General features: G+C 68.0%; 7 protein-coding genes and 2 pseudogenes. 6 read left to right on the top strand and 3 right to left on the bottom strand.

Translation table 11 applies throughout. The annotated features are described in order from the left end of the window. Positions 1 to 233, bottom strand: a 233-nt coding sequence (locus tag ABZ371_RS20625) for a transposase (protein WP_358681607.1), incomplete at its 3' end; no start/stop codon positions are given. Between the two features lie 1,076 nt (positions 234 to 1,309). On the opposite strand from ABZ371_RS20625, the gene ABZ371_RS20630 reads away from it, so the two are divergent. The 6 genes and pseudogenes from ABZ371_RS20630 (at position 1,310) to ABZ371_RS20655 (ending at position 9,033) form a co-directional block, all read left to right on the top strand. After that, positions 1,310 to 1,630 carry a hypothetical protein gene (locus tag ABZ371_RS20630; protein WP_358681610.1) on the top strand — a complete coding sequence of 107 codons (321 nt, stop codon included), beginning with the start codon at positions 1,310 to 1,312 and terminating at the stop codon, positions 1,628 to 1,630. Between the two features lie 84 nt (positions 1,631 to 1,714). Continuing rightward, a pseudogene (locus ABZ371_RS20635) lies at positions 1,715 to 1,988 on the top strand (transposase); the annotation flags it as partial. 291 nt (positions 1,989 to 2,279) lie between these two features. Next, positions 2,280 to 2,852 carry a hypothetical protein gene (locus ABZ371_RS20640; protein WP_358681613.1) on the top strand — a complete coding sequence of 191 codons (573 nt, stop codon included), beginning with the start codon at positions 2,280 to 2,282 and terminating at the stop codon, positions 2,850 to 2,852. A 335-nt stretch (positions 2,853 to 3,187) separates the two neighbouring features. After that, positions 3,188 to 5,449 carry an AAA family ATPase gene (locus tag ABZ371_RS20645; protein ID WP_358681615.1) on the top strand — a complete coding sequence of 754 codons (2,262 nt, stop codon included), beginning with the start codon at positions 3,188 to 3,190 and terminating at the stop codon, positions 5,447 to 5,449. Then, the gene (locus ABZ371_RS20650; RefSeq protein WP_358681618.1) at positions 5,446 to 6,672 is read left to right on the top strand and encodes a restriction endonuclease; all 1,227 of its coding nucleotides are present in this window, start codon (positions 5,446 to 5,448) and stop codon (positions 6,670 to 6,672) included. Before ABZ371_RS20645 ends, ABZ371_RS20650 begins: the two co-directional genes overlap by 4 nt. Before the next feature lie 840 nt (positions 6,673 to 7,512). Continuing rightward, entirely contained in the window at positions 7,513 to 9,033 is a 1,521-nt protein-coding gene (locus tag ABZ371_RS20655) for an RICIN domain-containing protein (protein ID WP_358681621.1), read from the top strand. Positions 9,034 to 9,251: 218 nt separating this feature from the next. Here ABZ371_RS20655 and ABZ371_RS20660 read toward each other — a convergent pair whose 3' ends face one another. Together ABZ371_RS20660 and ABZ371_RS20665 are read right to left on the bottom strand one after the other, a co-directional pair. Next, positions 9,252 to 11,474, bottom strand: coding sequence for a helix-turn-helix domain-containing protein (locus tag ABZ371_RS20660; RefSeq protein WP_358681624.1), 2,223 nt, complete (start codon positions 11,472 to 11,474; stop codon positions 9,252 to 9,254). Positions 11,475 to 11,659: 185 nt separating this feature from the next. Next, positions 11,660 to 11,872 (bottom strand): annotated as a pseudogene (locus tag ABZ371_RS20665) (DUF664 domain-containing protein); the annotation flags it as partial. Positions 11,873 to 11,969: the final 97 nt, after the last annotated feature.

The following is an 11,969-nucleotide window of genomic DNA, read 5'->3' on the forward strand; positions in this document are numbered from 1 at the left end:
GACCACTCCGCAAACCGCCGGTGGGCGGTCGCTCCGGACGGACCGAACGACGCCGAAGGCAGCTGCTGCCAGGTACAACCCGACGTCGCCACGAAGACGATCGCCGCCAGCACTTCCCGATCGCCGTGCCGACGCCGACCACCACCCTGCGGCCGCGACGGCGCCTCCGGTACCACCCGCTGGAACAACTCCCACAACTCATCCGGCACCAACCGCTCAACGATCCCCACCATGACTCACAGAATACCGAGTCGCCCAAATGAAATGACTTCTTAGGAGGGTGCGCACACCCTCCAGCCGCGCACACCCGTGCGAACGGGAACACACTGGCGCGCAGCACGAGACCCGGTCCCGGGGATCGCCTTGTCCGCAACTGTCGGTTATTTACATAGTTGAGACGCGAATATCGCCATCACCTGCAACATCTCCACTGTACTCATAGAAAATGAGGTTGATTTGTCTGAGTGGCTGACCTGCTCTGATTTGATGCAGGGGTTCCTGGGATTGCGGCGGCAAGCTTGTGAGCTGGGATGCCGCATCTCTATCGAGAATGTCTCAACTTCGCGAATAATCTCTTCGAAGTGGGATCCTTGGGAGGGTGGGAGTCCCTCCAAGAGGGGCGGGCGGAGGCGAGGAGTAAGCCGGCGTTAGTCAGATTGCATCGGCAGTAGCGGGAGGGCTGTGTCTCCGTAGCTGGCGAGGTTGGCGTGCCAGAAGCGGTGGCGGCTGGTCATGCACGACCGTCCTGTTGGCGCTGTCGGTTTTAGAAACCATCTCAATCGGTGAGCTTGAGGTAGCAGATGGGGGTGCAGGCGATGCTGGTGAAGGCCAGCAAGTGGTCGGCCTTGCATTCGTAGCGACTTACAGGGGCGTACGCCGGGGCATGCTGTGCCGGGCGCGCGCTCTTCGGTGCAACTTCGCTGTAATTGCACGCCCTGTTCGGCGGGACACGACAGGATCACCGTCGCATCTACGTACCAGTGCCGACTGCGACGCTCCGATTTTTGCAAGTGCCTGAGCCGCAGCACAGCGGACAGAAAAGAGGGACCGCATGTTCCAGTCCATACGGACCAAGTCCCACCAGAGGTCTCCGTTGACCGCTGCGTTGGCGGTCGTGTGTCTCCTGGTGAGCGGAGTGTTGGTCGCGGCGCCGGCCCACGGCGCCACCCATGGGCTTCTCGACATAACCTGTACGGCGCCCAGTAGCGAGGCGACCACCTACAACCCTCCGCTCAGTCTCACCCCCCAGACCGTAACCTTCTCCTCCACCGTTCAGTATGGTCCCTGCGTCTCCCTCAGCCATCCCAGCGTGACGTCCGGCTCCCGCTCTCTGCAGGTCAACGTCCCCGACCGGACCTGCCTGGCCCTCCTTGAGGCCGCCCCCTCGATCTACACGATCAACTGGAACACCGGCCAGACCAGTACGATCGCCGGCAACCGAACCGCCACCGTCGTCGGCGCCGCCCTCGTCGTGACCGTCACCGGCAACGTCACCTCCGGCCTCTTCAGCGGTGACACCGTCGTCCAGACCAGCATCGGCCCCGCCACCGACATCCTCGCCTGCACCCTCGGCCTCGGCACAGTCGCCAGCATCTACTCGACCGTCACCCTCGAAATTACCTCGCTCTGATCCCTTAACAACACCCACAGGGGCGCACCCATCGCCGGAGGCAAATGCAAAAGCCACTGCAATGGGATCGGTAGGCTGCTGGCCGTGGTGGGGATCGTTGAACGGCTGGTGCCGGATGATTTGTGGGAATTGTTCCAGCGGGTGGTACCGGATGCGCCGTCGCGGCCGCAAGGCGGTGGTCGGCGGCGCCGTCACGGTGATCGGCAGGTTCTGGCGGTGTACGTGGCAGCAGGCGCCCACCGCGTCGTCAGGTCCGTCCGGTGCGACAGACCACCGCAGATTTACCGAGTGGACGAAGGCACGGGTCTGGGCCAAGCTGCACCGCCTGGTCCTCGACGAACTCGGATCCCGCGGGAAGTAGGACTGTCCCGGTGCGCAATCGACTCGGTGAACATAGGAGAGCCCACCTGTGTGACGTGAGCACCGCCAGTGCGCACTAACTACATACGTTGTCGTTCGTGTTCCTCAAGCCGGTACGGGCCGTCAGAAGTCCATGCTACAGCCGGATACGGCGTGATTGGCGGCCTTCCAAAGGGTCGGTCCCTACTGAACCGGGTCCTGGACATTGTTCAGAAGAATGCATCGATGCTGTCGGTCGGGCGTGAGCCGCCCTCCGCTCGATGTCGGCGCCGCGCGCGATGATGGGCGGGTGGACTTCAACCTCGTGATCGCCGCCGCCCAGGCCGCCGGCCCCTGCCCGCCCGGTGAGGAGGCCTTCTGGGGCCGCCGTGTGCAAACCCTCACTGTGGACCTGCACATGATCGCCAAGCAGGCCGCGCAGGACGTCGACCGGTTGGAGAGCGCCAAGACGTTCGTCGCCTTCCTGGAGAAGGTCGAGATCGAGGAGACCAGCCGTCGCGGTCTGCTCACCCTTCGGCCGCCGTCCGGCGACGCGGAGAACATCCGCACCGAGCAGGAGGAGACCGATCGCGGCCGCCGGCTGATCGAGCGGGCCCGTTCCCTGGTCGGGCGCTGGGTGCTGGTCTACCGGTACAACGAGGAGAAGGCCGGCAACCGGCAGCACAACGTGCGCATGCTCGCCCACCTCGTCGACCTGGGCGACGGGGCGATCTCGGTGAACATGGCGAAGAAGGTCCTCCTGGACGACGCCGGCGGCGTGGTGGCGCGTGCTCAAGGAGCGTGGGAAAGCGCGGGTCTCCCGGACACGGGCACGGTCGGCGTGGAACAGCTGCAGAAGGCGCGCGCCGTACTGGCTGGGTGAGCCACGCGGGTTCGCCGCCTTCCGGCTCCGCCGGGTGGCGGGGGAGTGGGATCCACGACGGGCTGTCGCACGCCTCGGGGCAGGAGTCGATGACGCGCATGGGCTCCTCAGCCGATCCGTCTGCGGCCCGCAGCGGGGAGGCTGCGCGTGGGGGAGGCCAAGAACGCCGTCTCCCCGATCGTCCGGGAGGGGGCGCGCCGAGCAACAGGTGGCCGCAGCCGCCACCGGCGCGGCCCAGCCCATCCGCAGCCGGGACGACTGCTCGTTCTCCGTCCGCAGGACCGGTCCCCTCACTAGGGTGGGCACTTCGTGACGCACGAGGGGCGGGTGGAACTGTGGCGAGACGGCCGGACGGTGCCGAGGTCGCGGCGGTGGTGCAACGGATCTTCCGTGGCGGGTTGCGGAGCGGGATGTCCTCGTTCCAGCCGGACCTGGCCGCCTGGACCGCCGCGACCGCCTCGGATCTGCGCGCCCGCTTCGTCGACCGGCCCGACGAGTCGTCGGACACCTTCCTCGTCAAGCTGCGCCGGCAGCTCACCGATGCCCCCGACGAGGCGATCGTCCTGGCCGCCGAACTGCTCTTCGTGAACATGGCCCCGCTGGTCCCCGAACAGATCGGTCTCCGGAAGAAGCTCGAGATCCTCCGCGAGGTACTGTCCTGGGCCGACCGCCGTATGGACGTGCGCCCGGAGATGGAGCCCGCCCTGAAGGGCTTCCTCCACGGTGGGCAGGGGTTCCTCAACTACCGTTGGGCGCAGTTCCAGATCCTGGTGCTCCTCGTGGAGCGACTGGCCAGGACGGAATGCTCGGAGCGCGAGGAACTCTTCTCCGATCCCTGGCGGTTCCGGGCCCTCTGTTTCGGCATCCAGGACGCGGTGGGCCACAAGAAGGGCCGCGCCCAGATCCACGTACTGCTCTTCACGCTCTTCCCGGACGACTTCCAGCCCATCGCCAGCGCCCACCACAAACACGAGATCCTCAATGCCTTCGCGGACGAGCTCCCGGACCCCACCGGCAACGACGACAAGGACCTGCTGACGCTCAGCAGGGCGCTCGAGGTCCAGATCGGCCGGCCCGTCGACTTCTACGACGAGCCCTGGGTCGGCCGCTGGCGCAAGGGCGCCGTGCAGCACGAACAGCGCGGCTGGCTGGTCCGCGGCAACAACGTCGACGGGCACGACTTCATCCCGGCCTGGCTCAGCCAGGGCTACTGCTCGCTCGCCTGGAGGGAAGCACCGGAGATCGCCGCCGGAGCCACCAAGCAGCATGTCCGGCAGGCAGTCGCCGAGGCCATGCCCGAGGCCACCGCCCAGTTGCGCGGGGCGGCCGCCTACCAACTCCACGTCTTCCTGACCGTCATGCAGCCGGGCGACCTGGTCGTCACCGTCACCCCGGACGAGGTGCACGTGGGCACCGTCCAGGGCCCGGCCACGTACGACCCCTCCGAGGGCCCCGACAACGCCCGCCGCCGCCCGGTGCGCTGGGCCACCGCCGAACGGCCCCTCGTGCGGGCGGACCTCCCGGAGAAGGTCCAGGCACGGCTGCCGCTACCGCCGGCGGTGTACGACATCAGCAGTGTGGCCGCCGAGCTCGCCGAACGCGCGGGTCTGGAGGACGCGGTCGCCGACGTCATCGCGGAGGCGGACGTCACCACACCCCTGGAGTTCCCGCCGGTCACCCAGGAGCTGGCGGACGAGCTGCTCATGCCGCTGGAATGGCTGCAGGAGACCGCCGAACAGCTTCAGGAACAGCGCCAGCTGGTGCTGCACGGGCCGCCCGGTACCGGAAAGACCCACGTGGCCCGTGTGCTCGCCAAACATCTGGCTGGGCCGGACCGGGTACAGCTGGTGCAGTTCCACCCCTCCTACACCTACGAAGACTTCTTCGAGGGTTTCCGCCCGGGGAAGGGGGACAGCGGCTCGGTCGTGTTCGAGGTGCAGCCGGGCCCCTTCAGGCTCCTGGCCGAGCGTGCGCGGAAGGACCCGGCGAATCCGTACTTCCTGATCATCGACGAGATCAATCGGGCCAACCTGGCCAAGGTTTTCGGCGAGCTGTACTTCCTGCTGGAGTACCGCGAGGAACCCATCACCGTGCAGTACAGCCCGCACGACCCGTTCCATCTCCCCGGCAACCTCTTCCTCATCGGCACGATGAACACCGCCGACCGTTCGATCGCGCTGGTCGACGCGGCGATGCGCCGCCGCTTCGCCTTCCGCCGGCTCTCTCCCGAGAAGCCACCGGTGCAGGGTCTGCTGACCCGCTGGCTGCACGCCCGCGGCCTTCCGGACACCGCCGCCCGGCTCCTGGACGAGCTCAACTCCCGCCTCGGTGACGCCGACCGTGCCATCGGCCCGTCGTACCTGATGAAGCCCGCGGTGGCTCGGCCCGGAGGTCTGGACCTCATCTGGCGTACCCAGATCCTGCCGCTCCTGGAGGATCAGCTCCACGGCACGGGCGTCGACGTCGAGGTGGAGTACGGTCTCGCATCGCTGCACGCGGCCGTCGGGCCGACGGCCGCGCCGGCAGGGGTCCCGTCCCCGGCGCCTTCCCCGCCGGACCGGTCGGCCATCTCCCCCTCCCCGGCCCTCCGGCCGTGAACCCGGAGCTCACCCTCACCGTCCGGGAGACCGGCCCCGGCTCCTCGCAGGAGCTGACCGGCGACCAGGTGGCGGCCCTGGTCGCCGTGCCGGATCTCGTACGGCTGACCCCGGCGCCGGGCGGGCGCTGGAGCGTACGCGGCAATCAGAAGGTGGGCCTGGTCCGCCTGCGCACACGATCCGGTGGGACGATCCATCTCAGTCTGCGGCCCAAACTCGGCATCAGGGACCTCCTCTTCCTCCTCTCCTATTCCTCCACCGACCCCTGGCGCCCGGAGCCGGTCACGGCGGCCACGACGGACGACCTCGTCCCCGCCCTGGCCGACCTGCTGGCCCGTACCGCCCGCCGCACGCTGGAGGGTGGTGTTCTGCACGGATACCGCGAGGTGGCCGAAGATCTCCCTCTCATCAGGGGGCGTATCCGCACCACGGCCCAGCTCCGCCGTACCGGCCTGCCGCTGCCGATATCGGTCCAGTACGACGACCACACCCCCGACATCCCCGAGAACCGCATCCTGCTGGCCGCGCTGTACATGGCAGCCCACCTGCCGGGCGTCCCGCACCCGACCCGCCTGGCCCTTCGCCGCCTCGCGGACCGCCTCCCCGGCGTCCACCGCCCTCACCCCGGCGAGCCGCTCCCCGCCTGGACCCGGACACGCCTCAACGCCCGCTACGTCCCCGCCCTCAGGCTGGCGGAACTGCTTCTGTCGGGTCGCTCGATACAGCCGGAGGGCGGCGCCCCGACTCCGGCGGACGGCTTCCTGCTCGACCTCCCGAAGGTCTTCGAACGTTTCCTGACGGTGACCCTCGGTGAGGCCCTGGCCCGCCACGGCATCCGCTGCGCTCCCCAGGACGTCCACCGCCTGGACGAGGCGCAAAGGGCCTCGTTCCGCCCTGACCTTGTCCTGTACCGCGGGGACGGCCCGGTCTCGGTGATGGACGCGAAGTACACGTTCCTCAAGGTCACGGCCCCGCCGGTGGAACACCTCTACCAACTCCTGGCCTACTGCACCGCCCTGGGCCTCAGCCACGGTCACCTCGTCTACGCGGCGACCGGGGCCGGCACGTCGTCCGTCGACCACGTGATCCGCAACTCCCCCGTCACGATCACCGCCCACGCCCTGAACCTGAACGCGCCCGCCGCCGGGATTCTGGAGCAGACAGCAGCCCTGGCCGCCGGAGTGGCGACGGCTGCCCTGCGTCTACCGGCCCTCCGACGGTGAAAGCGGGCGGATCTACTGCATGTCGTCAGGGGACGGCACCTGGTCCTACGCCCAGCCGCCGGCAAGCTACGCCTGCGGCCATGGGCTTCGTGCTGATCCTCTGCCTCTGTGACGGAGCAAGGGATCAGTAGAAGGCCGCATCCACGTCCGGTGAACTGAGCGCACCTGCCGGGAGGCGAGAGGGAAGGCGGCCAGGTGCTCGATCACCACCCGCACGTCCAGCGGGTCCCCGAGGCCGGATCTCACAGCGCTGGGCGGTTGAGCGCGCCTACGGCTGTCTCATGATCGCGCGTCGGCGGGAGCACCCCACAATCCGAGTCGCGCCGCGCCGGAGGTCAGGACCGGTACACCCCCTGCGTCGGCGGGGAGGACAAGTGCCGCACCTTCGGACGCCCCCGCCACGACGGAGCACCCCGCCGACGCGGGGTGCTCCGAACTACGACCGGCCGGCCTGGCTCAACGACGTCCTTCATGCACGGATCAACTCACGACCACCCACGCCATGGGAAACGGCGTGCTCGCCCTGTTGCCCGGCCTCCGGGCCCAATGCAGCCCTTCTTCCCCTGACCAAAGACATGGAGGTACACCCTCAGGTCAGTGAGGGCACTGCTGGGGCTGCCGGGCCCGGCAGCAGAAGTGTGCAGGACGGTACTTTTGCGGGTCGAACTGCATGGTCCTGCTCCTTCCCATCGTGTGTGCTGGGGACACCGGGGGCGGGAAGGGACAAGACGGCTTCGCGATCCCGGCCACCGAACCGTCCTTCCGGTCCGTGCCGCAGTCTCCTGCGCCGAGGACCGCCTCACTCCTGGAATCGACATGCGTAAAAGAGGCGTTCGCGCCGTGACGTCCGCCCCTCGCGGCGCGGTGCCCCGCCAGGGACCTCACCGCCGCCATCGCGTGCTGCGGGCACTGGTCCTGCCGGTGCTCTCACTGCTGTTCCTGGCCGGAATGCTGACCGCCCCGGCGCCCGCTGAGGCGGCGGCGAGCAAGTACGGGGATGCCCGTCTGGACCAGTGGTCGTGGCTGACCACGCACAATTCCTATGCCTACGATGGCGTGAAGCTCATTCCACCGCGCAACCAGTCGCGCAGCATCTCCGAGCAGCTCGACGACGGGGTGCGCGGGCTGATGTTCGACACCTATGACAAGGTCGTGTCTCTGCCCAGTGGTGACACGGACGTGATGCTCTGTCACTCCATTCAGTGCTACGACTTCTTCCGATCCGAGTTCGCACGGGTCGTGGACTTCTTGAAGGCGAATCGCCAGGAAGTCGTGACGATCTTCCTGGAGAACTATGCGAGCCGGGAGACGCTGACCCGGGCCATGGGCGAAGTGCTGGAGGACAAGGGCGCGACCGACCTGCTCTTCCAGCCCGCGCACACCGGTTACGACATCGACGAGAACAACTGGCCGCTGCTGCGCACCATGGTCGCCGACAACCGGCGCCTGGTCGTCTTCCAGGACAGCTGGCAGGACGACACCCCCGTCACAGCCCCGTCGAACCCCAAGTCCGAGTACGGCCGCCTCATGCACACCTGGGCCCGCACGGTGGAAACGATCTACGACTACGACGGCCGGCCGTCGGGCTGTGACTCCCGCAACGAATACCCGGTGAGCCAGAACCCCATGCCGAACACGGCGCTGACCCCGCTGTTCACCATGAACCAGTTCGACTCCAGCTCCCTCGAGCCGGAGAAGAAGTCCCACGGGGACAACGGCCAGAGCCTCAAGACCCGTATCGAGAAGGACTGCCGGCCGAAGGCCGGACGGAACCCGAACTACGTGGCCGTGAACTTCTACCAGCACAGCGACACCGCCGGTGTCACGCCGCTGTCGGTGGTCAACGAGCTCAACCGCAACAACAACGTGTTCGAGCCGCACCCGGCACTGTGGACCGTCAATTCGAACAAGCAGTACGTCGGGCAGATCGGCGGCAAGTACACCGCCTCCAACCGGTGCATGGTGCGCGGGGCAGAGTTCGAGACCGGCGAGGGCGGCCTGGTGACCCAGCGCAGCTGCGCCAATCCGGCGCCCAGCAGCCACCAGTGGACCGCCACTCCGCCGACGGCGTACGACGGGAAGGGCTTCTACTGGATCAAGGCAGGAAACGGCTCCTGCCTCACCGTGCCTTACAACAACGGCACTCCGCCCGGCAACGGCACGCAGATGTTCTGGTGGCCGTGCGAGACCCGGTGGTCCTCCGGCAGCCAGCTCTGGAACATCATCCCGGTGAACCAGTACGGCGGAGCACGCGCCTACTACTTCATCAACCAGTGGACCGGTAAGTGCCTGACGCTGGACCCCGCGACGACCGGCGTCAAGGCCGGCAAGGTCACGCAGGCGGCCTGTCCGGCCGGGTGACGACCGAGGGGGTGCTCACTCGGTGAGCACCCCCTCGATGTGCACGAAGGCGCGGCACGGACTCGGGTGCCTGAGCGGCAGACGCCGCGCGGAGCACTCGACGCGCACGACGACCGGTGCGCATCACTTTGTCGTTCGCACCAGTCGCCCAGGCGGCCGCCCCGTCGGGCGGTGTGTTCTACCGGTCGGGGAGATCTCCGGGTGCCGGCTGCACTGCTTCACGTGCGCGTGGTGAGCCTCGTGACTGCCGCGTCATATCGCGCCTGGAGTCCCGTGTCCTCCGAAACCCTCAACAGGACGCCAAGCGCCCGTACCGCGCCGTCCTCGTAGCCGGATGACTCCGCTTCCCGGGCTGCGAGATCGAGTTGCTCGATGCCCTCGGCTTCGTGCCCGAGGCCCAGCAGCGCCTCTCCTCTCACCATGAGTAGCAGTATCCGGGGGACGTCGGCCGTGCCGGACCGATCGTCGAAGGCCAATGCCTCAGTCGCCGTGTCGAGGGCCTTGCACCATTTCCCGGCGTCGGCCCAGTGGCGGGCCAGGTGCTGCAGGGCCAGTCTCTCGATGGTCCGGTCATCAGCCTTGCGGGCCAGCTCCACCGCCCGCTCACACTCCTGCGCAGCCTCGTCCAAGTCGCCGAGGGCCGCTTGTGCCATGGCCAGAACGAGCAGGGCGTTCGCCTCGGCCACCAGGTCGCCTGTCTGGGAGGCGAGCGCACAGGCCGCCCTCAGGTGAGCCAGCGCCTCCTCGATGCGCCCTTCTTCGATCAGCACCCAGCTGAGCACGTTCAGCACGCGTGACTCGCCGTGCTGATCGGCATCAGTCCGTGCCGCTTCGAGCCCGGTCTCCAGGAGTGAGACCCAGCCGTCCCGTACACGCCACACGATCAACGGCCACAGCGTCAGGACGATCCGCCAGACCCTGTCGTGCAGTCCGGCGGCGTGCGCCGCGGCCACCGCCAGTGTGAGGTCGTCCCTCTCCGCCGCGTACCAGGCCACGGCGGCGGACCGATCAGCGAACTCCCGCACGACGGCGGGTGGCAGGTAGTCTGCCGGCAGGGGGAAGCACTCCTCGTTGCCGGGCTCGGCCGCTGCCACGGCCGCGAGGCCCGTGGTGATGTAGTAGTCGAGCAAGCGTTTGAGTGCTTCGGGCGCGACCTCCAGGCTCCGTGCATATAGCCGCACCAGATCGTGCATAGCCCATCTGCCGGGCGCCGTCTCCGTGACGAGGTGCGCAGCGGCCAGCCTCTCCAAGGCGGCTTCGACGGCCGCAAGATCCGTATCCGTCAAGGCTGCCGCCGTGTACCGGTCGACGTGCGTACCGAGGTGGCGGCCGAGACGGGCGAACTGACGGGCGACGTCCTGAGGGAGCTGCTGCAGCGTCACGCGCAGCGCCGCTCGCACGCCGGTATCCTCCACGTCCAGCAAGCCCAGCCTGCGCGTTTCGTCGGACAGCTCGGCAGCCATCGCCTCAAGGGACAAGCCGGGCCGTTGCGTCAACCGGGCGGCTACCACCCGGAGCGCAAGGGGCAATCCGTCGCAAAGCTCGGCCAGCCGTCGCGCGGCCACCGGCTCCGCGACGACCCGTTCCGTACTCAGTACCGCGCCGAGGAGCATCGTGCCGTCCTGCGGACCGAACACGTCCACCGCGATGGGCCGAGCAGTGTCAGTGACGATCAACCCCGGCAGCCGGTGCCTGCTGGTGACAACGGTCACGCAGCGGCGGCCGCCGGGAAGCAGCGGCCTGACCTGCTCGGAGTCACGCGCGTTGTCGAGCACTACGAGGAGCCGGCGGTCGGCGGCGATCGACCGAAACAGCGCAGCTGCACCGTTCGCCGACTCCGGTATGCGGTCGAGCGGCACACCGAGCGCCGGCAGGAACTCTCGCAGCACCTCCATGAGCGCGGGCTCTGCCGTGTCACCGAAGCCTCGCAGGTCGGCATAGAGCCGCCCGTCGGGGAATCCGGCAGGGCTGCAGTGGGCCCAGTGCAGTACAAGGGCGGTCTTCCCGACCCCGGCGGGCCCGACGACCAGACAAACGGGCGCCTCACCTTCGGTGGCCTGGGACAGGGCGCCGAGTTCCGCCGCCCGTCCGTAGAAGCCACGCGGTGCGCGCGGCAGCAGATCGGGCGCAGCGGCCTGATCAACAGCGCCCGGTAAGAACGTAGGTGACGGCACATCCGCAGTGCGGACCTTCCGGGGGCGGCCCAAGCGCGCGGTCTGTTCCAGCTCCTGCGCGCCGGCCTCGTCCAGGCCGAGGGCTCCAGCCAATGCCCGCACGGTGCGACGCTGCGGCCCTCGGGAGTGTCCGCCCTCCATATAGGACAGCGCCCGCACGCTCACCCCCGCGGTATGTGCCAGTTCCTCCTGGCTCAGCCCGGCTCTTGTCCGTAGGCGGTACAGAAGCGTGCCGAAGCCGCCGGTGACCGGTGTACCGCTGTCCATACCCGCATATCCCCTGCTCAGTGCGGTCCAGCCGAAATGCCGTACCCCCCGTGCAAAGTATGCACGAACTACTTTTACAGGCGATGCACACTGTTCTTGCCCTGGCTCGGGAGCTAGCCCCGTCCCGTGAAGGTTCTTCGGTTGGGTGTGGACGTGGTCGGTGGCCACTCCGGCCGCTCGTCCAGCTAGACGCCGGTCTGTCCGTCGACGAGCTCTCGCACGATGTCGAGATGCCCGTTGTGTCGGGAGATCTCTTCGATGAGATGGAGGATCACCCAGCGGAGATCCACGTGGCGACCGTCGCCGATGGGACGCTTGGCCCGTGCGTTCACGTCGTGGTCGGACAGCAGGCGACGGTAGCGGTTGCTCTGCTCCTCGTATTCGGCGAGCAGCTGGGGCGGGGACTGTAAAACGATCGGTGTAACTCCCGATCATGGAAGATGCATCGATGACCAGCGACAACGTGACCGAGGCCGAGACCGTCGAGCCGTCTGA

The sequence above is a fragment of the Streptomyces sp. NPDC005899 genome (assembly GCF_040629645.1).
Taxonomy (GTDB): Bacteria; Actinomycetota; Actinomycetes; order Streptomycetales; family Streptomycetaceae; genus Streptomyces.